The sequence below is a fragment of the Streptomyces sp. NBC_01463 genome, assembly GCA_036227345.1.
Taxonomy (GTDB): Bacteria; Actinomycetota; Actinomycetes; order Streptomycetales; family Streptomycetaceae; genus Streptomyces.
Window position 1 is genome coordinate 5,791,189 of record CP109468.1, and the last position, 24,253, is coordinate 5,815,441.

The 24,253-nt window shown below is 72.3% G+C and carries 19 protein-coding genes; 12 read left to right on the forward strand and 7 right to left on the reverse strand.

The genetic code is table 11. The features are described 5' to 3' along the window. Window positions 1-7 precede the first annotated feature (7 nt). Entirely contained in the window at window positions 8-1,615 is a 1,608-nt protein-coding gene (locus OG521_25680; protein ID WUW23974.1) for a methylcrotonoyl-CoA carboxylase, read from the reverse strand. A gap of 96 nt (window positions 1,616-1,711) precedes the next feature. Between OG521_25680 and OG521_25685 the strand changes: the two genes are divergently transcribed. From OG521_25685 to OG521_25695, 3 genes are all read left to right on the forward strand, one after another. Continuing rightward, window positions 1,712-2,335: a TetR/AcrR family transcriptional regulator gene (locus tag OG521_25685; GenBank protein WUW23975.1), complete on the forward strand. Its 624-nt coding sequence runs from the start codon at window positions 1,712-1,714 to the stop codon at window positions 2,333-2,335. A gap of 73 nt (window positions 2,336-2,408) precedes the next feature. Continuing rightward, the gene (locus OG521_25690) at window positions 2,409-3,188 is read left to right on the forward strand and encodes a phosphatase (protein WUW23976.1); all 780 of its coding nucleotides are present in this window, start codon (window positions 2,409-2,411) and stop codon (window positions 3,186-3,188) included. 75 nt (window positions 3,189-3,263) lie between these two features. Further along, window positions 3,264-3,674, forward strand: coding sequence for an SRPBCC family protein (locus OG521_25695; GenBank protein WUW23977.1), 411 nt, complete (start codon window positions 3,264-3,266; stop codon window positions 3,672-3,674). Window positions 3,675-3,704: 30 nt separating this feature from the next. Here OG521_25695 and OG521_25700 read toward each other — a convergent pair whose 3' ends face one another. The 4 genes from OG521_25700 to OG521_25715 all read right to left on the reverse strand — a co-directional run bounded on the left by OG521_25700 (window position 3,705) and on the right by OG521_25715 (window position 7,782). Then, window positions 3,705-4,775 carry a cation diffusion facilitator family transporter gene (locus tag OG521_25700; GenBank protein ID WUW23978.1) on the reverse strand — a complete coding sequence of 357 codons (1,071 nt, stop codon included), beginning with the start codon at window positions 4,773-4,775 and terminating at the stop codon, window positions 3,705-3,707. Window positions 4,776-4,840: 65 nt separating this feature from the next. Continuing rightward, window positions 4,841-5,719: an acyl-CoA thioesterase II gene (gene tesB / locus OG521_25705; GenBank protein ID WUW23979.1), complete on the reverse strand. Its 879-nt coding sequence runs from the start codon at window positions 5,717-5,719 to the stop codon at window positions 4,841-4,843. Between the two features lie 18 nt (window positions 5,720-5,737). Next, window positions 5,738-6,895: an acyl-CoA dehydrogenase family protein gene (locus OG521_25710; GenBank protein ID WUW23980.1), complete on the reverse strand. Its 1,158-nt coding sequence runs from the start codon at window positions 6,893-6,895 to the stop codon at window positions 5,738-5,740. A 146-nt stretch (window positions 6,896-7,041) separates the two neighbouring features. Continuing rightward, complete coding sequence (locus OG521_25715; GenBank protein WUW23981.1) at window positions 7,042-7,782, reverse strand: TetR/AcrR family transcriptional regulator; 741 nt, start codon at window positions 7,780-7,782, stop codon at window positions 7,042-7,044. Window positions 7,783-7,936: 154 nt separating this feature from the next. On the opposite strand from OG521_25715, the gene OG521_25720 reads away from it, so the two are divergent. Together OG521_25720 and OG521_25725 are read left to right on the forward strand one after the other, a co-directional pair. Then, entirely contained in the window at window positions 7,937-8,536 is a 600-nt protein-coding gene (locus tag OG521_25720; protein WUW23982.1) for an NAD(P)H-dependent oxidoreductase, read from the forward strand. 47 nt (window positions 8,537-8,583) lie between these two features. After that, window positions 8,584-10,104, forward strand: a complete 1,521-nt coding sequence (locus OG521_25725) for a DHA2 family efflux MFS transporter permease subunit (GenBank protein WUW23983.1) — start codon at window positions 8,584-8,586, stop codon at window positions 10,102-10,104. A gap of 34 nt (window positions 10,105-10,138) precedes the next feature. On the opposite strand, the gene OG521_25730 is transcribed toward OG521_25725, so the two are convergent. Beyond that, window positions 10,139-11,581 (reverse strand): PucR family transcriptional regulator, encoded by a 1,443-nt coding sequence (locus OG521_25730; GenBank protein ID WUW23984.1) that lies wholly within the window; start codon window positions 11,579-11,581, stop codon window positions 10,139-10,141. 178 nt (window positions 11,582-11,759) lie between these two features. On the opposite strand from OG521_25730, the gene OG521_25735 reads away from it, so the two are divergent. The 4 genes from OG521_25735 (at window position 11,760) to OG521_25750 (ending at window position 17,056) form a co-directional block, all read left to right on the forward strand. Beyond that, on the forward strand, window positions 11,760-13,244 hold the full coding sequence (locus OG521_25735) for a sodium:solute symporter (GenBank protein WUW23985.1): 1,485 nt from the start codon (window positions 11,760-11,762) through the stop codon (window positions 13,242-13,244). A 62-nt stretch (window positions 13,245-13,306) separates the two neighbouring features. Further along, window positions 13,307-14,275, forward strand: a complete 969-nt coding sequence (gene speB / locus OG521_25740; protein WUW23986.1) for an agmatinase — start codon at window positions 13,307-13,309, stop codon at window positions 14,273-14,275. Then, the gene (locus tag OG521_25745; protein WUW23987.1) at window positions 14,272-15,957 is read left to right on the forward strand and encodes a thiamine pyrophosphate-binding protein; all 1,686 of its coding nucleotides are present in this window, start codon (window positions 14,272-14,274) and stop codon (window positions 15,955-15,957) included. The genes speB and OG521_25745 overlap by 4 nt, the downstream gene beginning before the upstream one ends. 139 nt (window positions 15,958-16,096) lie before the next feature. After that, the gene (locus OG521_25750) at window positions 16,097-17,056 is read left to right on the forward strand and encodes a class A beta-lactamase-related serine hydrolase (protein ID WUW23988.1); all 960 of its coding nucleotides are present in this window, start codon (window positions 16,097-16,099) and stop codon (window positions 17,054-17,056) included. Between the two features lie 97 nt (window positions 17,057-17,153). Here the strand turns inward: OG521_25750 and OG521_25755 are convergent, their stop codons facing one another. Then, on the reverse strand, window positions 17,154-17,825 hold the full coding sequence (locus OG521_25755; protein WUW26797.1) for a TetR/AcrR family transcriptional regulator: 672 nt from the start codon (window positions 17,823-17,825) through the stop codon (window positions 17,154-17,156). Between the two features lie 179 nt (window positions 17,826-18,004). On the opposite strand from OG521_25755, the gene OG521_25760 reads away from it, so the two are divergent. From OG521_25760 to OG521_25770, 3 genes are all read left to right on the forward strand, one after another. Beyond that, complete coding sequence (locus OG521_25760; GenBank protein WUW23989.1) at window positions 18,005-19,465, forward strand: MFS transporter; 1,461 nt, start codon at window positions 18,005-18,007, stop codon at window positions 19,463-19,465. A 113-nt stretch (window positions 19,466-19,578) separates the two neighbouring features. Further along, a complete protein-coding gene (locus OG521_25765) occupies window positions 19,579-23,367 on the forward strand; it encodes an ABC transporter ATP-binding protein/permease (GenBank protein WUW23990.1) in 3,789 nt (1,262 codons plus the stop codon). A 435-nt stretch (window positions 23,368-23,802) separates the two neighbouring features. Then, on the forward strand, window positions 23,803-24,219 hold the full coding sequence (locus OG521_25770) for a hypothetical protein (protein WUW23991.1): 417 nt from the start codon (window positions 23,803-23,805) through the stop codon (window positions 24,217-24,219). Window positions 24,220-24,253: the final 34 nt, after the last annotated feature.

The following is a 24,253-nucleotide window of genomic DNA, read 5'->3' on the forward strand; positions in this document are numbered from 1 at the left end:
CTGTTCCTCACATCCGGAAGACGCCGAAGCCGGCGTCGCCCAACGGGGCGTTGGCGCACGCGGTCAGGGCGAGCCCCAGCACCTGCCGGGTCTCCAGCGGATCGATCACGCCGTCGTCCCAGAGCCGGGCGGTGGCGTAGTACGCGTTGCCCTGGGTCTCGTACTGCTCGCGGATCGGGGCCTTGAAGGACTCCTCGTCCTCGGCGCTCCAGTCGTCGCCCAGCTGGTCGCGCTTGACCGTGGCGAGGACGGACGCGGCCTGCTCGCCGCCCATGACGGAGATCTTCGCGTTGGGCCACATCCACAGGAAGCGGGGGCTGTAGGCCCGGCCGCACATGGAGTAGTTGCCCGCGCCGTAGGAACCGCCGACCACCACGGTCAGCTTCGGGACGCGGGTGCAGGCGACGGCGGTGACCATCTTCGCGCCGTGCTTGGCGATGCCGCCGGCCTCGTAGTCGCGGCCGACCATGAAGCCCGAGATGTTCTGCAGGAAGACCAGCGGGATGCCGCGCTGGTCGCACAGCTCGATGAAGTGCGCGCCCTTCTGGGCGGACTCGGAGAACAGGATGCCGTTGTTGGCGACGATCCCGACCGGATGGCCGTGGATGTGCGCGAAGCCGGTGATCAGCGTCGTGCCGTACTCCGCCTTGAACTCGGCGAACCGCGAACCGTCGACGACCCGGGCGATCACCTCGCGCACGTCATAGGGCGTGCGCGAGTCGACGGGGACCGCCCCGTACAGACCGGCGGGGTCCACCTTCGGCTCGTCGGCCGGCTGCACGGACCACGGCAGCGCGCCCCGGTCCGGCAGGGTGGCCACGATGTTCCGCACGATCCGCAGCGCGTGCGCGTCGTCCTCGGCGAGGTGGTCGGTGACCCCGGACGTACGGGAGTGGACCTCGCCGCCGCCCAGCTCCTCGGCCGTGACGACCTCACCCGTCGCGGCCTTCACCAGCGGCGGTCCGCCCAGGAAGATCGTCCCCTGGTTCCGGACGATCACGGCCTCGTCGCTCATCGCCGGGACGTACGCCCCGCCGGCCGTGCAGGAGCCCAGCACCGCCGCGATCTGCGGGATGCCGGCCCCGGACATCCGGGCCTGGTTGTAGAAGATCCGCCCGAAGTGCTCACGGTCCGGGAACACCTCGTCCTGCATCGGCAGGAAGGCGCCGCCCGAGTCCACCAGGTAGAGACACGGCAGCCGGTTCTCCAGCGCCACCTCCTGGGCGCGCAGGTGCTTCTTCACCGTCATCGGGTAGTACGTGCCGCCCTTGACGGTCGCGTCGTTGGCGACGATCACGCACTCGCGGCCGCTGACCCGGCCGATCCCGGCGATCACCCCGGCGGCCGGCGCCGCGCCCCCGTACAGCCCCTCGGCCGCCAGCGGGGCCAGCTCCAGGAAGGGCGAGCCCGGATCGAGGAGGGTGTCCACCCGCTCCCGGGGCAACAGCTTGCCGCGCGCCACATGCCGGGCGCGGGCCTTCTCACCCCCGCCGAGCCTGGCCGTGGCGAGCCGCTTGCGCAGCTCGTCGGTGAGCGCGTGATGCGCCGCCTCGTTGGCCTGCCAGGCCTCCGAGGCGGGATCGGCCGCGCTCGCCAGCACCGGTGCCTGCTGCATCCTGTCGAGCCCCCTTGCCCGTACCGCAGTGGTTAATGAGCGTTAACGCCCCTTCAGGTTAACGACCGCTAACGCGCCTGTCTAGAATGACTTCCCATGAGCACCCATGCCGCCGCCCGCGTCGCGGCCCCCACCCGCCGCGAGCAGATCCTCAAGGAGGCCGCCCGCCTCTTCGCCGAGCGCGGCTTCCACGGCGTCGGCGTCGACGAGATAGGCGCCGCCGTCGGCATCAGCGGCCCCGGCCTCTACCGGCACTTCCCCGGCAAGGACGCGATGCTCGCCGAACTGCTCGTCGGCATCAGCGAGCGGCTGCTGAGCGGCGGGCAGCTGCGGGTCTCCGAGGACGCCTCCGGTGACAGGTCCCCCGAGGCGCTCCTGGACGCGCTCATCGAGGGCCACATCGACTTCGCCCTCGACGACCGCCCTCTGATCACCCTGCACGACCGGGAGCTGGACCGCCTGCGGGACACCGATCGCAAGCGGGTGCGCCGGCTCCAGCGCGAGTACGTCGAGGTGTGGGTCGCCGTCGTCCGCGAGCTCTACCCGGACCTCCCCGAGCACGAGGCCCGCGCCACCGTCCACGCCGTCTTCGGCCTGCTGAACTCGACCCCGCACCTGGGCCGCCCCGGCGCCCTTCCCGGCCGCACGGACACCGCGGCGCTGCTGCACCGGCTGGCGCGGGGCGCCTTCGCCGCCGCGGGGGAGCGCGAGGCCGGCTGAGCGGCCGGGCGACCGGCCGCCCACCCCTCGATTCACCCGGCACGCTGCGCACACCCCACGGCACAATGGGTTCATGCCGATACCCAGCCGCGCCGCCCTCGTCGACCATCTCGTCCGCACGCGTATCGCGGGAGACGTCGCGACCCCGCGCGACAACAACCTCGCCCACTACCGCAAGCTCGCCAACGGCGACCGCCACTACTGGCTGGGTCTCGAGCTCGGCGACCGGTGGCGCGACGAGCAGGACGTCCTGGCGGTGATGGCCGAGCGGTGCGGGGTCAGCGACGACCCGGAGCACCGGTTCGGGCAGGACACCATCGACCCGGAGCTCACGGTCGACGCCCTGGAGCGGGCCGCGGCCCGGCTGCGGAAGGCGGCCGACGGCTCCGAGCGGGTGCTGTTCGCCACCGGTCACCCGGGCGGGCTCCTGGACGTCCACCGGCTGACGGCGGCGGCGCTGCGGACGGCCGGCTGCGAGATCATGCGGATTCCGGCCGGGCTGATGGCGGACGAGGGCATGGTCTTCCAGTTCGCGGACGTCGCCGTGCAGGAGCGCGGCGCGACCCTCTGGCACACCCATTCCCCGGCGCCGATGGCGGCCATCCTGGACGCCCTGGAGCGCGAGGGCCGCCCGATGCCCGACCTGGTCGTGGCCGACCACGGCTGGGCGGGATGCGCGGCGCAGCGCGGTCTGGACGCGATCGGTTACGCGGACTGCAACGACCCGGCGCTGTTCCTGGGGGAGTCCGAGGGCACCCTTCAGGTGGCCGTCCCCCTGGACGACCATGTGCTGGACCCGCGATTCTACGACCCGATGACCGACTACCTCCTGGACGCCGCCGGGCTGCTCTGACCGTCCGGACCGGGCGTCCGGGCGTGTCCGATTCGTTCAAGAAGCCGGCACCGGTGGCGCACTAACGTCACGACCATGAACAGCGCAGCCAAGGAATCACGCCACCTCGGCGTCCACATCGCCCGCACGGCCGACGAGGTCTACGCCTTCGCGTCGGACCCGCGGAACCTTCCCGCGTGGGCCCACGGCCTGGGTGACTCCATCACGGAGACCGACGGCCGGTGGGTCGCCGAGTCCTCGCCCATGGGAAGGGCCGTGGTGGACTTCGTGCCGCACAACGAGCTGGGCGTCCTCGACCACGACGTCACGCTGCCGTCCGGTGAGACCGTCCACAACCCGGTCCGGGTGATCGGCGACGGCACCGGCAGCGAGGTCGTGTTCACCCTTCGCCGGCGGCCCGGGATGAGCGACGCCGACTTCGAGCGGGACGCCGACACGGTCGCCGGCGACCTGGACCGGCTCCGGGGGCTGCTGGAGCCGGCGTAGCCGCGGTCCGGACGGTCCGGCCGGCCCCGGTTACCGGGGCCCTTCCGTCCGGTCGGTGAACAGCCCGCCGCCCCCGCTGTCCTCGTCGTCGCCGGCCACCGCGCCACCTCCGGCGGCCCGGGCCCGGCGCCGCTGTTCCAGTCCCGGCGTCGGGTCCAGATACACCCGCCGGATCGCCGGATACCGCTCCCGCAGCTGCTGCTCCGCCTCCTCGCAGGCCCACTCGACCTGCTCGGCGCTGGCCACGTCCCGGAAGTCGACCTTCGCGGCGATCAGGATCTCGGACGGCCCCTGGATGAGCGTGGTCAGTTCCAGTACGTCGATGATGTGCGGCACCGTCAGCAGTTCCTCGCGCACCCCCGCACGCATCGCCGCCGGCACCGGCCGGCCGATCAGCAGCTGGGCGTTGGACCGGCCGAGCACCCAGGCCACGTACACGAGCAGCGCCCCGATCAGGATCGACGCGACACCGTCCCAGACGCCGGAGCCCGACAGCTGGCCGCCGAGCAGACCGCCCGCGGCCAGCAGCAGACCGGCGAGCGCCGCCGAGTCCTCCATCACGACGGCCTTGACCGCGGTGTCGGGGGTGAGCCGGAGGTAGCGCTTCGCGGGGGTGCCGAGACGGCCGGCCTCGGCGCGCACCTGCCGCAGCCCCGTGCGCAGGGAGAAGCCCTCCAGCAGGAAGGCGACGGCGAGCACGAGGTACGAGATGAGCGGGTCGCCGAGCTCCTCGCCCGCGACCAGGGTGTGGATGCCGTCGTAGATCGAGAAGACCGCGCCGCCGACGAACGTGGCGACGGAGGCGAGCATCGCCCAGATGTACCGCTCGGGGCCGTAGCCCAGCGGGTGTTCGTCGTCGGCGGGCTTCTCGCTGCGCTTGAGCGCGGTGAGCAGCAGCACCTCGGTGACCGTGTCGGCGACCGAGTGGGCCGCCTCGGAGAGCATCGCGCTCGATCCGCTGATCAGCCCGGCGACGGCCTTCGCCACGGCGATGCCGAGGTTGGCCACCGCCGCGACGATGACGGTGAACGTGGACTCGCCACCGCTCGCCGTATCCGTTCCGGCACCGGACTCCCCGCCATCAGCACGTGCGTCACTCATGGTGGGGAGTATGTCCGCAGCCGGGCCGGGTATGTCCGACGCGCGGCCGCGAGCCGCAGGCCCGTTCAGCCCTTCCGGGGGACCCGGACCACGCCCTCCTGGATGACGGTGATCGCCAGCCGGCCGTCCTGCGTGTAGATACGGGCCTGGCCCAGGCCGCGCCCGCCGGACGCGGACGGCGACTCCTGGTCGTACAGCAGCCATTCGTCGGCGCGGAACGGCCGGTGGAACCACATCGCGTGGTCCAGGCTCGCCCCCACCACGTCGCCGACCGCCCAGCCGCCGCGCCCGTGGGCCAGGAGCACCGAGTCGAGCAGCGTCATGTCGGAGACGTACGTCGCCATGCAGACGTGCAGCAGCGGGTCGTCGGCCAGCTTGCCGTTGGTGCGGAACCACACCTGGGAGCGGGGCTCGCGCGGCTCGCCGACGGTGCCGAACGGCGGGGCGTCCACGTACCGCAGGTCGACCGCGGCCCGCGCCTCGACCAGCCGGTCGACGACTCCGGGGTCGCTGAACCGGTCCGCGTACCGCGGCAGCATCTCGGCCGCCGTCGGCAGCGTGTCCGGATCGGGCGCGGCCGGCATGTCCGCCTGGTGCTCCAGCCCCTCCTCGTACGTCTGGAAGGACGCCGAGAGGTGGAAGATCGGCTGCCCGTGCTGGACGGCGACGACCCGCCGGGTGGTGAAGGAACGGCCGTCCCGGATGCGGTCGACGCTGTAGACGATCGGCGCTCCCGGGTCCCCCATCCGCAGGAAGTAGGAGTGCAGGGAGTGGGCGGTCCGGTCCGCGGGGACGGTGCGGCCCGCGGCGACGAGCGCCTGGGCCGCGACCTGTCCGCCGAAGACGCGGGGCACGATCGCCGAACGGCTGGTGCCCCGGAAGATGTCCTGCTCGATCTGCTCCAGGTCGAGCAGATCGAGCAGGGAATCAAGTGCTGAGCTCATGGGGAGAACGTAGCCGCTCTACAGGCCCATGGACTTGGCGATGATCGACTTCATGACCTCGCTGGTGCCGCCGTAGATGCGGTTGACCCGGTTGTCCGCGTACAGGCGGGCGATCGGGTACTCGTTCATGAAGCCGTAGCCGCCGTGCAGCTGGAGGCAGCGGTCGATCACGCGGTGCGCGACCTCGGTGCAGAACAGCTTCGCGGAGGCGGCCTCGGCGGCGGTCAGCTCACCGGCGTCCAGCGCCTCCAGCGCGCGGTCGGCGACGGCCTGGGCCGCGTCCACCTCGGCCTGGCAGGCGGCCAGCTCGAACTTGGTGTTCTGGAAGGAGGCGACGGTCTTGCCGAAGACCGTGCGGTCCTGCACGTACTCCTTGGCGAACCGGACGGCGGCCGCGGCCTGCGCGTAGGCGCCGAAGGCGATGCCCCAGCGCTCGGAGGCCAGGTTGGTGCCGAGGTAGCCGAAGCCCTTGTTCTCCTCGCCGAGGAGGTCCTCGACCGGGACCTTCACGTCGACGAACGCCAGCTCGGCGGTGTCGGAGACCTTCAGGCCCAGCTTGTCGAGCTTGCGGCCGACCGAGTAGCCCGCGGACTTGGTGTCGACGGCGAACAGGGAGATGCCGAAGCGGCGGTCGTCCTCGCGCGGGGCGGAGGTACGGGCGCAGACGATGACCCGGTCGGCGTGCACGCCGCCGGTGATGAAGGTCTTGGCGCCGTTGAGGACGTAGTGCGTGCCGTCCTCGGAGAGCTTGGCGGAGGTCTTCATGCCCGCGACGTCGGAACCGGTGCCCGGCTCGGTCATCGCGAGGGCCCACATCTCCTCGCCGGTGGTGAACTTCGGCAGCCAGCGCTTCTTCTGCTCGTCGGTGGCGAGCATCTTGACGTAGGGCAGGCCGAGCAGCGTGTGCACGCCGGAGCCGCCGAAGGACACGCCCGCACGGGCGGTCTCCTCGTAGATGACGGCTTCGTACTTGTGCGAGTCGATGCCCGCGCCGTCGTACTCCTCGTCCACGTTGATGCCGAAGACGCCCAGCTCACCGAGCTTGAGATAGAAGTCGCGCGGTGCCTGGCCGGCGGCGAACCACTCGTCGTAGACCGGCACGACCTCGGCCGCGATGAAGGCGCGGATGGTCTCCCGGAACGCCTCGTGGTCCTCGTTGAATACCGTACGGCGCACGGGGTGCCTCCCTGGTCGGCTTCGCTCGGCTTGGCTAAGCGCTTGCTCAGCCTTGGTTAAAAGTTACCCGGCGGTCACGTGAGCTGTCCAGGGTGATGCTGAGCACGCCGACGGGGAGCGCGCCGGGCGCCGGCTCCGGGGCCGCCTCAGATGCCGAGCCGGGCGGCGATCCCGTCCAGGACGCAGTCGAGGCCCGTCTCGAAGGCCCAGGTCGCGTCGTCCTTGCGGGTCGCCCGCAGTCCGTAGCGCTGGTACGTGGGATAGCGGCCGGTCCCCATCAGGTACATCATCTGCGGCGCCAGGCCCAGCCTCGTCTCGGCGCCGGACGACCAGCCGGCCGACTCCGTCCACTCCCGCACCGCCACCTCCGACTGCGCCGAGCCGTGGGCGAAGGCGCTGACCGTGCGGAAGGCGACCATCATCGTGTCCTCGTCGAGGCCCAGTCCGTCGAGCGCCGCCAGCTGCCGTTCGGCGACGGCCAGCCGGCCGGGCGTGAGGATGAAGAGGTGGGTCGGCAGCTGTCCCACCCAGGGGTGCCGCAGCATCGTGTCCCGGGTCAGCAGGCCGAAGGTGCGCAGCACCTCGCGCCACTCGGTCACCTCGTCGGGGATGCGCATCTCCGCCGCCACCCGTTCGGCCATCAGCGCCCACAGGTCGTCCTTGCCGGAGACGTGGCGGTAGGCCGCCATGGGGGCGACGCCCAGCTCCGTGGCGAGCCTGCGCATGGTGACGGCGGCGAAGCCCTCCGCGTCGGCGATCCGCACCGCGACGGCGCCGATGCGCTCCAGCGTGAGCGAGGTGCGGGGTGCGGCCGCGGGCTGTTCCAGGCGCTGCCAGAGCGACTCGTCCGGCGCCGTCTTCCCGCTGTCCTTCTTCCGGCCGGTCACGGGCGGGCTCCTCTCGATAGGCGTGAAGCGTACAGCGTATCCGTCAGTGGACGACGTACACATGGACGTGTACGTTGTACGCATCGAGATACGCAGTACACATCCACGGCTCCGTGTTCACGGCCTCCGTGTCCACTGCTCACCAGGGGGACTCATGTCCAGCAGCACCCGTCCGCAGCTCCGCGTCGCCGTCATCGTCGGCAGCACCCGCGAGGGCCGCTTCGCGCCCGTCGTCACCCAGTGGCTGAAGGGACACCTGGCCCAGCGCGGCGACATGACCACCGATGTCGTCGACCTCACCGAGACCCCGCTGCCCACGGTCCTGCCCGCGTTCGGCGAGCCGCCGGCGCCGGGTACCGAGGAGGCCCTCGCCCTGGTGTCACCGAGGCTCGCGGCGGCCGACGCGTTCGTCTTCGTCACCCCGGAGTACAACCACAGCTTCCCGGCGTCCCTGAAGAACGCCATCGACTGGCACAACCAGCAGTGGCACGCCAAGCCGGTCGCCTTCGTCTCCTACGGCGGCCTCTCCGGCGGCCTGCGGGCCGTGGAGCAGCTCCGCGTCGTGATGGCCGAGCTGAACGCGACGACCATCCGCAACACCGTCAGCTTCCACAACGCCTACGGACAGTTCGCCGAGGACGGCACCGTCGACGACGCCCAGGTCGACGCTGCCGCCAAGGCGCTCCTCGACCAGCTCGCCTGGTGGGCGCACGCACTGCGGGACGCCCGCGCCGCCACCCCGTACACCGCCTGAAGAACGCCTCACGGACACGGATCACGGATACGGATACGGGGGCACCCATGACTCAGTCCACGGACGGCACGCACGCCCGGCAGGGGCCGGAAGCGGCCGGGCCGCCGCCCGGCGACGAGGGCGGGAGCGGACCGTCGAAGCTCGTCCTGTTCGCTCTCCTGCTCGGCCTGGTGCTCGGCCTGCTCGACGGGACGGTCGTCGGCACCGCACTGCCCACGATCGTCGGGGACCTCGGCGGACTCGACCATCTGTCCTGGGTGGTGACGGTCTATCTGCTGACCGCCTCCGTCTCCACCCCCATCTGGGGCAAGCTCGGCGACCTGTACGGGCGCAAGGGCGCCTTCGTCTGGTCGGTCACGGTGTTCCTGGCGGGGTCCGTGCTCTCCGGACTCGCCCAGGACATGGGCCAGCTCATCGCCTTCCGCGCCGTCCAGGGGCTCGGCGCGGGCGGTCTCATGGTCGGCGCCCTGTCCATCATCGGCGTCATGATGCCGCCCTCGCAGGCGGGCCGCTCCCAGGCGATGATCGGCGCCATGATGCCGGTCGCCCTGGTCGGCGGGCCGCTGCTCGGCGGCTTCCTCACCGACCAGCTGAACTGGCGCTGGGTCTTCTACGTCAACGTCCCCGTGGGCGCGCTCGCCCTGCTCGTCATCGGCCTCCGTCTGCACCTGCACACCGAGCGGGTCAAGCCGCGGATCGACTACGCGGGGGCCGGACTGCTCACCACCGCCATCCTGGCGCTCACCCTGCTGGGCAGCTGGGGCGGTACGAGGTACGGGTGGTCGTCGCCGCAGATCATCGGCCTCGGGGTGACCGGAGCCGTCGCCCTGGTCTGGTTCGTCCGGGTCGAGCGCCGCGTCGCCGAACCGATCATCCCGCCCCGGCTGTTCGCCGACCGCAACTTCACGCTCGCCCAGATCCTCACGTTCCTGGCGGGCGCCGCGATGCTCGGTGCGTCCACCTACCTGCCGCAGTACATGCAGTTCGTGCGCGGCGCGTCCTCGACGGCCAGCGGCATGCTGCTGCTCCCGCTGATGGCGGGGATGTTCGGCGCACAGCTCCTGCTCGGCCGGATCCTCTCCAAGGGCGGCCGCTACCGCCCCTATCCGGTCCTCGGCGGCGCACTGACGGCCGTGGGCGCGCTCCTGCTGCTGGCGACGGGCGCCGGCACCCCCACGGCGGTGACCTCCGCCCTGACCCTGGTGCTGGGCATCGGCATGGGCCTGCTGATGCAGAGCACCCTGCTCATCACCATCAACAGCGCGACACCCCGCGACATGGGCGCCGCCACCGGAACCGCCACCCTCGTCCGCACGATCGGGAGCTCCCTGGGCATCGCCGTGCTCGGCGCCGTCTACACGAGCCGCCTCCACACGGCCGGAATGCCCGACGGCGGCACGTCCTGGACCCCGGAGGCGGTGCGCGGGATGCCGGACGGGGTCCGTGACGCGGTCCGGACCGCGGTCACCGACGGTCTGCACGGGGTGCTGATCGGCGCCGCGCTGCTGGGCGCGGTGATCTTCATGGTGGCCTGGCTGATGCGGGAGGTGCCCCTGCGCGAGGAGTGACCGGGGCACGGCAGGGGGCGGGGGTGCACGGGGGTCACTCCTGCCGCAGCGCGAGCCACAGCTCCGTACGTACGTCCATGTCGTCCAGGTCCACCCCGAGCAGCACCCCGCACCGCCCGATGCGCTGGCGGACGGTGTTGCGGTGGACGGACAGGGCCACCGCCGTGCGGTCCCAGCTGCCGTGCAGGGAGAGCCAGCAGCGCAGGGTCTCGGCCAGGGGCGCGGTGAGCGGGGCGAGGAGGGCGCGGGCGTGCTCCGCCGCCGGGCCGGGCGGGATGAGGGCGGCGATGCCGGTGACCGGCGCGTCCGCCGCCAGCGGGGCGCGGGTCGCCTCCGCGTGCCTCAGGGCCCTGGCCGCCCGGGAGTCGGCGCCGGACAGCGCGGTGACGGGGCCGGGGGACGAAGCGCCGAGCGTCCAGCCCGGCTGCGGGGTCGGCTCCAGGCCGCCGGGGAGCAGGACCCGCACGGCGTCGGTGCCGCGTCCCGTGTCGACCAGCGCCGAACCCAGGGTCGCCCCGAGCGCCCCGGCGGTCAGCGGATCCGCGTGCGCGCCGTCGCCGCGGCGGGCGTGCACCACGGTCCACGGGCCCTCGCCGAGCAGCGGCGCCACCTCCCCGGGGTCGGCGCCCAGCAGCATCCGGACGAGCGCCGCCGACCGGCCCGCCGCGTCCGCGCCCTGATGGGGGGCGGCGAGGAGGGAGAGCAGGACCACGGCGATGCCCGCCACCGTGTGGTCGCCGGCCTCCCGCCGCGGGGTCGCCAGCGCCAGGACGAGGCCCTCGCCGCCGCCCAGCGGATACGCGAGGAGGGAGGTGTCCCCGAGCGTGTCCGTCGCCGATGCGGGCGAGCCCGGCCGCTCCCGCGCGACCACCCGGGCGAGCCGCCCGAGCGCCCCCGCCACCTCCGGCGCCTGCGGCCGTCCCGCCGCGTGCAGTTCCTCGCCGCCGGCCGTGAGCAGGACCGCCCGGCCGCCGAGCTGCACGGCCAGCTGGTGCAGCACCGCCGGCACCGGGTCCGGCCGGGCCGCCGCCGTCGCCAGGGCCTGCTGGGCCCGGGTCACCCGGCGCAGCTCGCGGTGGCGGGCCGCGGCCATCAGCCCCCAGACCGCCCGGGCGATCGCCGTGAACGGGGTCCCGGGCGGCACCTCGACCAGCGGCATCCCGTACCGCTCGCAGGCCGCCACCAGCTCGGGCGGCACCGTGTCGTGCACCGGCCGCACGCCGAATCCGAGCGCCGCGGCCCCCGCCTCCACGAGCCGCGCCACATAGGTGTCCGGGTCCGTGAGCAGCACCCCGGCGCTCAGCAGCAGCTCGCCACCGAGCAGATACGGATACGGGTCGGCCATCTCCGAGGTGTGCACCCACAGCAGCTCGGCGTCGGCCGGCCCCGCGATGCTGCGGAGCCCCAGCTCCTCCAGGGCCAGCAGCGCGGCCAGTGCGACGGGCGGGGTCGGCGGTCCGGCGGGAGCCTCAGGCATGGAGGGTTCATCCGTTCGGTCGGGCTGGAATGGATGAAACGTACACTTCAGCGATGCTTCCCGGCCACCTACCGTCTCTTCAGCACGACCGAAAGCGCACCGGAACGCGTACCTGAACCGCGCATCCGGCGCGCACCGGAATGCACCGGAACCTGTGAACCGAGACGGAGGGAAGCCCATGGCTGTCGACTACGCCGTGATCGTCGTCTACCTGGCCGGCATGCTCGCCATGGGCTGGTGGGGCATGCGCCGCGCCAAGTCCAAGAGCGAGTTCCTGGTGGCGGGCCGCCGCCTGGGCCCCTGGATGTACTCCGGCACCATGGCCGCCATCGTCCTCGGCGGCGCCTCCACCATCGGCGGCGTCGGCCTCGGCTACCAGTACGGGCTCTCCGGCGCCTGGATGGTCTTCACCATCGGTCTCGGCCTGCTCGCCCTGTCGGTCTTCTTCTCGGCGCGCATCGCCCGGCTGAAGGTCTACACCGTCTCCGAGATGCTCGACCTGCGCTACGGCGGCCGGGCCGGGATCATCTCGGGCGTCGTCATGTGGTCGTACACGCTGATGCTCGCGGTCACCTCGACCATCGCGTACGCCACCATCTTCGACGTCCTCTTCGACATGAACCGGACCGTCGCGATCATCCTCGGCGGCGCCATCGTCGTCGCGTACTCGACGCTCGGCGGCATGTGGTCGATCACGCTCACCGACATGGTGCAGTTCGTCGTGAAGACCATCGGGGTGCTGCTGCTCCTGCTGCCCATCGCGGTGATCAAGGCGGGCGGCTTCGGCGAGATGAGGGCCAAACTGCCGACCGAGTACTTCGACCCGCTGGGCATCGGCGGCGAGACGATCTTCACGTACGTGCTGATCTACACCTTCGGCATGCTGATCGGGCAGGACATCTGGCAGCGGGTGTTCACCGCCCGCAGCGACCGCGTGGCCCGCCTGGGCGGCACCGTCGCCGGCACCTACTGCCTGGTGTACGCGGTCGCCGGAGCGGTCATCGGCACGGCGGCGAAGGTCATGTACCCGAAGCTGCCCAGCGCGGACGCGGCGTTCGCGACGATCGTCAAGGACGAACTCCCGGTCGGTGTGCGCGGCCTCGTGCTGGCCGCCGCGCTGGCCGCGGTGATGTCCACGTCCTCCGGTGCGCTGATCGCCTGCGCCACGGTCGCCAACAACGACATCTGGTCCCGGCTGCGGGGCGTCGTCTCCCGCGGCGACGGCGACGCCGAACGCGACGAGGTGCGGGGCAACCGGGCCTTCATCCTGGTCATGGGCATCGTCGTCATCGCCATCGCCATCGCCCTCAACAACGTGGTCGAGGCGCTGACCGTCGCCTACAACCTCCTGGTCGGCGGACTGCTGGTGCCGATCCTCGGCGGTCTGCTGTGGCGCCGCGGCACCGCGGCCGGGGCGCTGGCCGCGGTGGCGGTCGGCGGCGTCGCGGTCATCGGCCTGATGGCGGGCTACGGGATCCTCGCCAACGAACCCGTCTACTACGGACTCCCCGCCTCCCTCGTCGCGTACGTCGTCGTCTCGCTGGCGACGAGGCCCACGGACGCCGCGGTCCTTCTCACCTGGCGCGAACGGCTGGCCGGCCGTGACGGGCCGGCGGCGCCGGCGGAACAGGCGGAACCGGCCGCCGAGCCGGTCACCGGCTGACGGCCGCGTCCCCGCATCCCGCACACTTGCACCACGCACAGAACAGAGAAAGGCCCCACCCCATGAGCAGCAACGAAACGCCGCGCGGCCCCGTCGACTCCTCCCGCGTCCCGCGGTACGCGGGCCCCGCGACGTTCGCCCGGCTGCCCCGCCTCGACGAGGTCGGGACGACGGACGTCGCCGTCGTCGGTGTGCCCTTCGACACGGGCGTCTCCTACCGGCCCGGCGCCCGCTTCGGCGGGAACGCAATCCGGGAGGCCTCGCGGCTGCTCCGCCCGTACAACCCGGCCCAGGACGCCTCGCCGTTCGCCCTCGCGCAGGTCGCGGACGCCGGTGACATCGCCGCCAACCCGTTCGACATCAACGAGGCCGTCGAGACGATCGAGGCCGCGGCCGACGACCTGCTCTCCACCGGCGCCCGGCTGATGACGCTCGGCGGCGACCACACCATCGCGCTGCCGCTGCTGCGGTCCGTCGCCAAGAAGCACGGCCCCGTCGCCCTGCTCCACTTCGACGCGCACCTCGACACGTGGGACACCTACTTCGGCGCCGAGTACACCCACGGCACCCCGTTCCGCCGGGCCGTCGAGGAGGGCATCCTCGACACCTCCGCGCTCTCCCACGTCGGCACCCGCGGCCCGCTGTACGGCAAGCAGGACCTCACCGACGACGCCAAGATGGGCTTCGGCATCGTGACCTCGGCCGACGTCATGCGGCGCGGGGTCGACGAGATCGCCGACCAGCTCCGGCAGCGCATCGGCGACCGCCCGCTCTACATCTCCATCGACATCGACGTGCTGGACCCGGCGCACGCCCCCGGCACCGGCACCCCCGAGGCCGGCGGCCTCACCTCCCGCGAGCTGCTGGAGATCGTGCGCGGCCTGTCGTCCTGCAACCTGGTCTCCGCCGACCTGGTCGAGGTCGCCCCCGCGTACGACCACGCCGAGATCACCTCCGTCGCCGCCTCGCACACCGCGTACGAACTGACGACGATCATGACCCGCCAGATCGCGGAGGCCCGGCAGAAGTGAGCCACGACCACCACGACGAGCGGCCCGAGCTCACCCCCGAGCAGGTCGCCGCCGCACTGAACCCCCCGGCCGGACGCAACGGCGGCGACCTCGTCGTCGAGACCCTCCAGGGCCTCGGCGCGACCACCGTCTTCGGTCTGCCCGGACAGCACGCGCTGGGCATGTTCGACGCCCTGCGCCGCTCGCCTCTCACCTACGTCGGCCTGCGCGTCGAGAACAACGCGGGCTTCGCCGCCGACGCCTACGGGCGCATCACCGGCGAGGTCGCCCCGCTGCTCCTGTCCACCGGACCCGGCGCGCTCACCTCGCTCGCCGCGCTCCAGGAGGCGGCCGCGGCCTCCGCCCCCGTGCTCGCGATCTCCAGCCAGATCCCGGTCGCCGGCCTGGGCGGCGGCCGCCACGGCTATCTGCACGAACTGCGCGACCAGAAGGCCTCGTTCCGCGACATCGTGAAGTCGGTGCACACCGTGCGTACGGCCTCGCAGATCCCGTCCGCGATCGCCGCCGCCTGGGAGTCCGCGCTGACGGCACCGCACGGCCCCGTCTGGATCGAGATCCCGCAGGACGTGCTCCTCGCCGGGACGACGCTGCCCGTCGTCACGGCGATGGACGCGACCCCGCGCGAGGTGCACGCCCGCCCCGAACTCATCGCGGTCGCCGCCCACCTGCTGTCGAACGCGGAGCGCCCGGCGATCATCGCGGGCGGCGGAGTCGTACGCTCCGACGCGTCCGGCAAGCTGCGCGCCCTCGCGGAGCAGATCGACGCCCCGGTCGTCACCACCTTCGGCGGCAAGGGCGCCTTCCCGTGGGAGCACCCGCTCTCGCTCCAGTCCTGGCTGGAGGACCGGCACACCACCGACTTCCTGGAGGACGCCGACGTCCTGCTGGTCGTCGGCTCCGGGCTCGGCGAACTCTCCTCGAACTACTACACGTTCGCGCCGCGCGGCCGGGTCGTGCAGATCGAGGCCGATGCCGGGAAGCTGGAGTCCAACCACCCGGCGCTCGGCATCCATGCGGACGCCCGCGACGCGCTGTCCGACCTCCTGGAGGCCGTCACCCCGCGCGAGGACCCGGCCGCCGCCGACCGCGTAGCGAAGGTGCTCGGTCTCGTACGGGAGCGGATCGCCGCCCAGGAACTCACCCTGGAACAGCACCTGGTCGCCGAGATCCGGGCCGCCCTGCCCGACACGTCCCCCAGCTTCTGGGACATGACGATCCTGGCCTACTGGGCCTGGTCCGCCTTCGACGCCCGCCACCCCAACACCATGCACTCGGCCCAGGGCGCGGGCGGTCTCGGCTACGGCTTCCCGGCGGCGATCGGCGCGGCCGCCGCCGACCGCACGAGGCCCGTCCTCGCGGTCTCCGGCGACGGCGGCGCGATGTACTCGATCGCGGAGCTCGCCACGGCCCGCCAGTACGACCTCCCGGTCACCTGGCTGATCGTCGACGACGGCGGTTACGGCATCCTGCGCGAGTACATGACCGACGCCTTCGGCGAGGCCACCGGCACCGAGCTGTCCCGCCCGGACTTCGTCGCCCTCGCCGAGTCCTTCGGCGTCCCGGCCGTCCGTACGAGCCCCGAGACGCTCGCCGCCGACCTGGCCGAGGCCTTCGGGCGCCCCGGCCCCTCGGTCGTCGTACTCCCGGCCCTGCTCCGGATGTTCGAGCCGACGCACCTCTAGACGCCTCGCGCGGGAGTGCCCGGGACCCGAGGTCCCGGGCACTCCCGCGTACAACTTTCCGGCCGTCCACGAGTCAACTCTTCGGGGTGCGCCGGGGGCGCGCCCGCTGGAAACACTCAGGGGACGGGAACGCACACACATGACTAGACCCCACATATCCCGCCGCGCCCGGGCCGCGCTCTGTGCCGCGCTCGCCGTCGGCGTGATCGCACCCGTGGCGGCCGGGGCGGCGCCCGCCGGGGCCGCCACACCGACGACGAGCTGCACCTCGGGCAAGGCCGGGCTGGCCTCCAAGCTGTCGAAGGACATCACCGCCGCGCTCAAGGGCCGCAAGTCCACCACGGCGGTGGCGCTGTACGACCGGACCACGAAGACGACGTGCACCCTGCGTGCCACGTCGAAGTACGACTCCGCCAGCGTCGTGAAGGCGACCGTGCTGGCCACGCTGCTCTGGGACAACGCCAAGACGGGCCGCTACCTCACCCAGCGCGAGACCGACCTCAGCACCGCGATGATCACCAAGTCCGACAACGACGCGACCACCGCCCTGTGGAAGCAGCTCGGCGCCACCAAGGTCAGCGCGTTCCTCAAGGCCGCCGGAATGACGCACACCGTGCCCGGGTCCGGCGGCTACTGGGGACTCACCCAGATCACCGCGCAGGACGAGCAGCGGCTGCTGACCCTGCTCACCGCGAAGAACTCCGTGCTCAGCGACGGCGCCCGCGCCTACGAGCTCGGGCTGATGCGCAAGGTCGTCTCCTCGCAGCGCTGGGGCACCCCCGCCGGGGCCCCGGGCTCGGCCACCGTCCAGGTCAAGAACGGCTGGCTGCAGCGTGCCACCCACGGCTGGCGGGTGCACAGCATCGGCGCGTTCACGGGAGAGGGCCACGACTACGTCCTCACGGTGCTCACCCAGGACAACGCGACGATGAACACCGGCGTCGACACCATCCAGGCCGTCGCCCGTGCCGTGCACAAGGACCTGAACCCGCGCTACATGAACCACATGGACCCGGTCGTGCCCGGCACCCTGCAGGAGGCGATCCCGCCGGTCCCGGAGGCGCCGGCCGGGCGGATGCTCAGCGTGCCGCGGAGCTGAGCGGACGACTGACCGAGCGGAACCGTCCGTCACCGGTCCGCGCCCGGCGGGCCGGTGGCGGGCGGGCCGGTGGCGGGCGGGAGTGCCTGTCCCGGTGTCAGTTCCCGGCCCGCAGGCGGCGGCCGGCCTCAGCCTGGAGGCGCAGGCCCGCCAGAGTCAGATCAAGACCGGCGAGGAACTGCTCCTTGTCGTCGTGCCCGTCGAACTCGTCGACGATGTCGTGCAGGAACGGGTACTTCCCGGGGTCGAGCGTGCGCCAGGTCGCGGCGTAGCGGCCGAGGTACTCCTCGCGGCCCACGAGGCCCTCGACCACCTCCTGCGGCGGGTCCTGGCCCATGTCCCCCGCGTTGGCGACGACGACGCCCACGACCGCCGACACGGCGTGGAACCGCTGCCGCGGCGTGAGCCCGAGCCCGGCCGTCTTCTGCCCGAGCTCCTCGTAGATCCGCAACGTGTTGCCCTCGACGTCGATGTTGCGCATGAACTGCGCCCCCAGCCACGGCCGGTCCACGACCGCGTCGAACAGGGTGACGGCCATCATGCGCAGGTCGTCGATCGGGTCGCCGCTGTCCTTCTGCCCCTCGACGGCCGTCAGCACCCCGCCGAGCACATGGTCGATGGCGCGGTCGAGCAGTTCGTCCTTGCCCGATACGTACCAGTAGATGCTGCCGACGCCGGTGCCGAGCCGGGCGGCGAGGGCGCGCAGGGTCAGTGCCGGTGCGCCCGCTTCGTCGAGCAGGGCCACGGCCGCGGTGAGAACGGCCTCGATGGAGTGCGACCCGCGCTGACGTCCCCGGGAGGGGCGATCGGCGGGTCGGGGTCGCGGGCCTGTCATGGTCCCCATCCAATCACAGCTTGCGCATTTATCGAACCACGTTCTATGGTCGAACCACGTTCCATTGTAGAACGTCGTTCGATAGTCGGCGGCGTTCCGGAAGGAGGCCCGCCATGACCACCACCACCGAAACCGCGCCCACCGCGCCACGCACCTATCCGTCCCTGCGCGCCGCATGGATACCCCTGGCCGCGCTCTGTCTGGCCTTCTTCGTCGAAATGGTCGACAACACCCTGCTCTCGATCGCGCTGCCCACGATCGGCCGGGACCTCGGCAGCGGCACGACCGCGCTCCAGTGGGTCACCGGCGCCTACTCACTGACCTTCGGAGGCCTGCTGCTGACAGCGGGCTCGATGGCCGACCGGCTCGGCCGCCGGCGCGTGCTGCTGGTCGGACTGGCCGTGTTCGGCCTGCTGAGCCTGGGCGTCGCCGCGGTCTCCTCCGCCGGGGAGCTCATCACCCTGCGGGCCGGCCTCGGCATCGCCGCCGCGGCCATGGCCCCCATCACGAACTCGCTGGTCTTCCGGCTGTTCGACGACAAGGCGCTGCGGATGCGCGCCATGACCCTGATGATCATCGTCGGCATGTCCGGCTTCGTCCTCGGCCCGCTGCTGGGCGGCACCGCCCTGGCCCACGTGCGGTGGCAGTGGCTCCTGCTCGTCAACGCCCCGATCGCCCTGATCGCGGCCATCGGCGTCCGGCTCGGCGTCCCGGCCGACCGGCCGCAGGACCTGACCCGCGACAAGCTCGACCTGCCGGGCGCCGTCCTGAGCGTCGCCACCATCGGCCTCGCCTGCTACGCCCTGACCAGCGGCGTCGAGCACGGCTGGCTCTCCGTGGCCACCCTCGCATCGGTCCTCGGCGCCCTCGCCGCCGGCATCGCCTTCGTCCGGCACGAGCGCCGCACGGCGGCCCCCATGCTGGACCTGCGCCTCTTCTCCAACGGCACCGTCCGCGGCGCCGCCATCGCACAGATCGGCACGGCCATCGCGATGGCCGCCGTGATGTTCGGCCTGATCCTCCACTTCCAGTACGCCTACGGATGGAGTCCCGTACGGGCCGGCCTGGCCAACCTGCCGCTCATCGTGACCATGATCGCCGCGACCCCGCTCTCCGAATGGCTCGCGGCACGGTTCGGCCACCGCATCGCCTGCCTGGTCGGCGCGGCCTGCCTGGCCGGCTCGCTGGCCGGACTGTCCTGGGGCGTCGACCACGGGTACGGCGTCATCGCGCTCTGCATGGTCGTGATGACCATCGGACTGCGCACCGTCATGACGATCTGCGCCATCGCGCTCGTCGACGCGATGCCGGCCAACCGCACCTCGATCGGCACGGCGCTCAACGACACCGCCCAGGAGGTCGGGAGCAGCATCGGCACCGCCGTGGTCGGCACGCTGATCGCCGCGCTGGTCACCACCCAGCTGCCCACGGGCACCTGGAGCGACGCCCTGGTGGCCTCGTTCTTCCACGGCGAGCGGATCACCTACGCGGTGCTGGCCGTCGTCGTCGGCCTGATCGCGGCAGGCGGCGCACTCAGCCTCACCAACTCCCGCGTCGCCGAGGAACCCCACTAGTCCTTGGACCGGCAGTCCTACGTCCGAGGTCCCGTATTTGTTGCGGCGGGATGAAATCCGCAGCCCATCGCGTTGGTGCCTTCCGGTAGAGCAGGTCGAACGGGAGGCACCGGGTGTCGGACGCAGGGGCGCAGGAGAGCGGGCGGCAGCCACGCGGCTGGGCGCGGAGACTGAGCGGTTACGCATGGCGCTACCGGCGCAACGTGCTGCTCGCGCTCGGCTCCTCGCTCGCCGGAATGGCGGTGATGGCGCTCGTCCCCCTGGTCACCAAGGTGATCATCGACGACGTCGTCGTCGGCCACTCCCGGTCCCTGGCCGTGTGGACCGGCCTGCTGATCGTCGCCGCCGTCCTCGTCTACGTCTCCACCTACATCCGCCGCTACTACGGCGGCCGGCTCGCCCTCGACGTCCAGCACGACCTGCGGACCGAGATGTACGGGACGATCACCCGGCTCGACGGCAGGCGCCAGGACGAGCTCTCCACCGGACAGGTCGTCGGACGCGCCACCAGCGACCTCCAGCTGATCCAGGGCCTGCTGTTCATGCTCCCGATGACCATCGGGAACGTGCTGCTCTTCCTCATCTCCCTGGTGATCATGGCGTGGCTCTCGCCGCTGCTCACGCTCGTCGCCGTCGCCGTCGCCCCCGCCCTCTGGTTCATCGCCCGGCGCTCCCGCACCCGGCTCTTCCCCGCCACCTGGTACGCCCAGGCGCAGGCCGCCGCCGTCGCCGGAGTCGTCGACGGGGCCGTCTCCGGCGTCCGCGTCGTCAAGGGCTTCGGCCAGGAGGAGCAGGAGACCGGCAAACTGCGCGAGGTCGGCCGCCGGCTCTTCGCCGGCCGGCTGCGCACCATCCGGCTGAACTCCCGCTACACCCCCGCCCTCCAGGCCGTCCCCGCCCTCGGCCAGGTCGCGATGCTCGCCCTCGGCGGCTGGCTCGCCACCCGCGGCGAGATCACGCTGGGCACCTTCGTCGCCTTCTCCACCTACCTCGCCCAGCTCGTCGGCCCGGTCCGGATGCTCGCCATGGTCCTCACCGTCGGCCAGCAGGCCCGCGCAGGTGTGGAACGTGTACTGGAACTCATCGACACCGAGCCGACCATGCAGGACGGCACCAAGGAGCTCCCCGCCGGCATCCCGGCCGGCGTCGAGTTCGACGACGTCCGCTTCGGCTACGCTCCGCTGCGCTCCGCCTCCGCTCCTGACTCAGACCCTGGAAGCGGAGCCTCCGACCGCCCCGTCCTCGACGGCTTCTCGCTGACCATCGAGCCCGGCGAGACCGTCGCCGTCGTCGGCGCTTCCGGCAGCGGCAAGTCCACCGTCTCGCTGCTCCTGCCGCGGTTCTACGACGTGACGCACGGCGCCGTCCTGGTCGGCGGACACGACGTCCGTGAACTGACCCTCGACTCGCTGCGGGCCGCCATCGGCCTCGTACCAGAGGACAGCTTCCTGTTCTCCGACACCATCCGCGCCAACATCGCCTACGGCTCCCCGGACGCCACCGACGAACAGATCCGGCGGGCCGCCCGTTCCGCCCAGGCCGACCGGTTCATCGCCGAGCTGCCCGACGGATACGACACCGAGGTCGGTGAGCACGGACTCACCCTCTCCGGCGGCCAGCGCCAGCGCGTCGCGCTCGCCCGCGCCATCCTCACCGACCCCCGGCTCCTCCTCCTCGACGACGCCACCTCCGCCGTCGACGCCCGCGTCGAGCACGAGATCCACGAGGCGCTGCGCCAGGTCATGGCCGGCCGTACGACCCTCCTGATCGCCCACCGCCGCTCCACGCTCAACCTCGCCGACCGGATCGCCGTCCTGGAGAACGGCCGGCTCGCCGACATCGGCACCCACGAGGAGCTGGAGCGCCGCTCCGCCCTCTACCGCCGGCTGCTCACCGACCCGGACGAGCTGGGCGGCACCTCGCCGGGACACGTACCGGCCGCCGTCACCACCGACCCCGCCGAGGACCGCGCGCTCCAGGAGGAGATCGACGCCGAGTTCGACGCCGAGCGCGGCATCACCCCCGAGCTGTGGGTCCGCAAGGAGGAGGCGCGCGAGACCGACGCGGCCGGCACCCCCGCCACCCCCGAGCTCCTCGCCCAGGTCGAGGCGCTGCCCCCGGCGACCGACACCCCGGACATCGACGAGGCCCGCGCGGTGCACGCCGAGGAGTCCTACGGGCTGCGCCGGCTGCTGCGCGGCTTCGGACTCCCGCTGCTGGTCAGCCTGGCGCTGGTCGCCGTGGACGCCGGCGCGGGACTCCTGCTGCCGGTCCTGATCAGGAACGGCATCGACGAAGGTGTCACCCAGCTCGCGCTGGGCGCGGTCTGGACGGCCTCCGCCTTCGGCCTCGTCGTCGTCCTGGTGCAGTGGGCGGCCCAGATCGGCGAGACCCGGATGACCGGCCGCACCGGCGAGCGGGTGCTCTACTCGCTGCGGCTGAAGATCTTCGCGCAGCTCCAGCGTCTCGGCCTGGACTACTACGAGCGCGAGCTCACCGGCCGGATCATGACCCGGATGACGACGGACGTGGACGCGCTGTCCACGTTCCTGCAGACCGGCCTGGTCACGGCCTTCGTCTCCGTCGTCACCTTCTTCGGCATCCTGGTCGCGCTCCTCGTCCTCGACGTGGAACTGGCCCTGGTCGTCTTCGCGACCCTGCCGGTGCTCGTCATCGGCACGTTCTTCTTCCGCCGCAAGAGCGTCAAGGCGTACGAACTGGCCCGTGAGCGCATCAGCGTCGTCAACGCCGACCTCCAGGAGTCCGTCTCCGGCCTCCGGATCGTGCAGGCCTTCCGCCGCGAGCGGTCCGGCGCCGAGCGGTTCGCCGCACGCAGCGACCACTACCGCGAGGCCCGGGTCCGCGGCCAGTGGCTGATCTCGGTGTACTTCCCGTTCGTCCAGCTGCTGTCGTCGGTGGCCGCGGCCGCCGTACTGATCGTCGGCGCGGGCCGGGTCGACAACGGCACTCTCACCACCGGTGCGCTGGTCGCCTACCTGCTCTACATCGACCTGTTCTTCGCACCCGTGCAGCAGCTCTCCCAGGTCTTCGACGGCTACCAGCAGGCCACCGTCTCCCTCGGCCGCATCCAGGAACTCCTCCAGGAGCCGACGTCGACCGCCGACCGGCACGAGCCGCTCGACGTGCTGTCGCTGCGCGGCGAGATCGCGTTCGAGGACGTGTCCTTCGCGTACAACGGCGAGGAGGCCGCGCTCACCGGCGTCGACCTGCACATCCCGGCCGGACAGACGGTCGCGTTCGTCGGCGAGACCGGCGCGGGCAAGTCCACCCTGGTCAAGCTCGTCGCCCGCTTCTACGACCCGACCGGCGGCCGGGTCACCGCGGACGGCACCGATTTGCGCAGCCTCGGCCTCACCGCGTACCGGCACCGGCTCGGAGTCGTACCGCAGGAGGCGTACCTCTTCGCGGGCACGGTCCGCGACGCCATCGCCTACGGGCGGCCGGCGGCCACCGACGCCGAGGTGGAGGGGGCGGCCCGGGCGGTCGGCGCGCACGACATGATCGCCACCCTGGACGGCGGCTACCTCCACGAGGTCGCCGAACGGGGCCGCAACCTCTCGGCCGGACAGCGCCAGCTGATCGCGCTCGCCCGCGCCGAACTCGTCGACCCGGACATCCTGCTGCTCGACGAGGCCACCGCGTCCCTGGACCTCGCCAGCGAGGCCCTGGTCAACCAGGCGACCGACCGCCTCGCGGGCCGGCGCACCACCCTCGTCGTCGCCCACCGGCTCACCACCGCCGCCCGCGCCGACCGGGTCGTGGTGATGGACCACGGCCGGGTCGTCGAGGACGGCACACACGACGAACTCCTCGCCCTGGACGGGCAGTACGCCTCGCTGTGGCGCACCTTCATCGGAGAGGACGAGCCCGCGGGGGTATGACGGGTCACCCCGGTGGAGCGGGGCTGCGGGCGCCGCGCCACGCGCGGGGTGCCCCTGCCCGTCGTGCGCCCGCACCCACGCGTTCTCACCGGTGGTGCCACCGGCCTGCAGACGCTCGGCTGCGTCGGGTGGGGCCGTGCAGGGGAGTCCCCGCAGGGAAATGGCGTACTACCCGGCCCCCGCAACGTGCCCGGTCGCCACGCCATTTTCTGAGGAGACGCCCCGGAGGGGCACCACCCCACCCCGCACCCGCCGCGTCCCGCGGGGAACCCGCACCCACACCGAGCCCGTCCGGCGATTGAGGACGGAACCCCCGCCCCGGTCCGGGGCAAGCGCAACCGCCAAAGGCCGCCCCCGCGTCATAGGCACACATGCGCGTATGCGCTCATGTGTCGGGTAGGTGTGCGCGTGTTCGACAAGGCGATGGAGTTGCCGGTGACCAGAGGGACCGAGAGACACGGTGGGCGTACGGGACGCGGAGCCCCGTACCGTCTGCTCGCCCTGGCGCTGACGACCGCCCTCGGGCTCGTCGTCGGCGGGGTGGAGGCGGGCAGCGCCGATGCCGCGTCGGTCTGCGCCGGGCGGCCCGCGAAGACGGTGAAGTTCGCGGCGGGGGAGCTGCGCGTCTACCGCACCCGCTCCTACGCCTGCGCCACCGCCGTCGCCGCCAAGCCCGGCTCGCGCCGCCGGATGTCCGTACAGATCCAGCCGCGCGGCGGCCGCCCCGTGGCGGACAGCGGCAGCTTCACCCGGCAGGCGGGACCGGTGACCGTCCACGCGCTGAACCGGTGCGTCCGGGTCTCGGGCACCATCGCGGGAAAGACGGTGAGCACGGGCTGGATCCTGTGCTGACCGGGTGACGTACCCGCCCGCCCCGCAACGGGGT

Bases quoted from the DNA above. Each gene is read 5' to 3' on its own strand.
- OG521_25680 (WUW23974.1), bottom strand. From the start codon at position 1,615: ATGCAGCAGGCACCGGTGCTGGCGAGCGCGGCCGATCCCGCCTCGGAG.
- OG521_25685 (WUW23975.1), top strand. From the start codon at position 1,712: ATGAGCACCCATGCCGCCGCCCGCGTCGCGGCCCCCACCCGCCGCGAG.
- OG521_25690 (WUW23976.1), top strand. From the start codon at position 2,409: ATGCCGATACCCAGCCGCGCCGCCCTCGTCGACCATCTCGTCCGCACG.
- OG521_25695 (WUW23977.1), top strand. From the start codon at position 3,264: ATGAACAGCGCAGCCAAGGAATCACGCCACCTCGGCGTCCACATCGCC.
- OG521_25700 (WUW23978.1), bottom strand. From the start codon at position 4,775: ATGAGTGACGCACGTGCTGATGGCGGGGAGTCCGGTGCCGGAACGGAT.
- tesB (WUW23979.1), bottom strand. From the start codon at position 5,719: ATGAGCTCAGCACTTGATTCCCTGCTCGATCTGCTCGACCTGGAGCAG.
- OG521_25720 (WUW23982.1), top strand. From the start codon at position 7,937: ATGTCCAGCAGCACCCGTCCGCAGCTCCGCGTCGCCGTCATCGTCGGC.
- OG521_25725 (WUW23983.1), top strand. From the start codon at position 8,584: ATGACTCAGTCCACGGACGGCACGCACGCCCGGCAGGGGCCGGAAGCG.
- OG521_25730 (WUW23984.1), bottom strand. From the start codon at position 11,581: ATGCCTGAGGCTCCCGCCGGACCGCCGACCCCGCCCGTCGCACTGGCC.
- OG521_25735 (WUW23985.1), top strand. From the start codon at position 11,760: ATGGCTGTCGACTACGCCGTGATCGTCGTCTACCTGGCCGGCATGCTC.
- speB (WUW23986.1), top strand. From the start codon at position 13,307: ATGAGCAGCAACGAAACGCCGCGCGGCCCCGTCGACTCCTCCCGCGTC.
- OG521_25750 (WUW23988.1), top strand. From the start codon at position 16,097: ATGACTAGACCCCACATATCCCGCCGCGCCCGGGCCGCGCTCTGTGCC.
- OG521_25760 (WUW23989.1), top strand. From the start codon at position 18,005: ATGACCACCACCACCGAAACCGCGCCCACCGCGCCACGCACCTATCCG.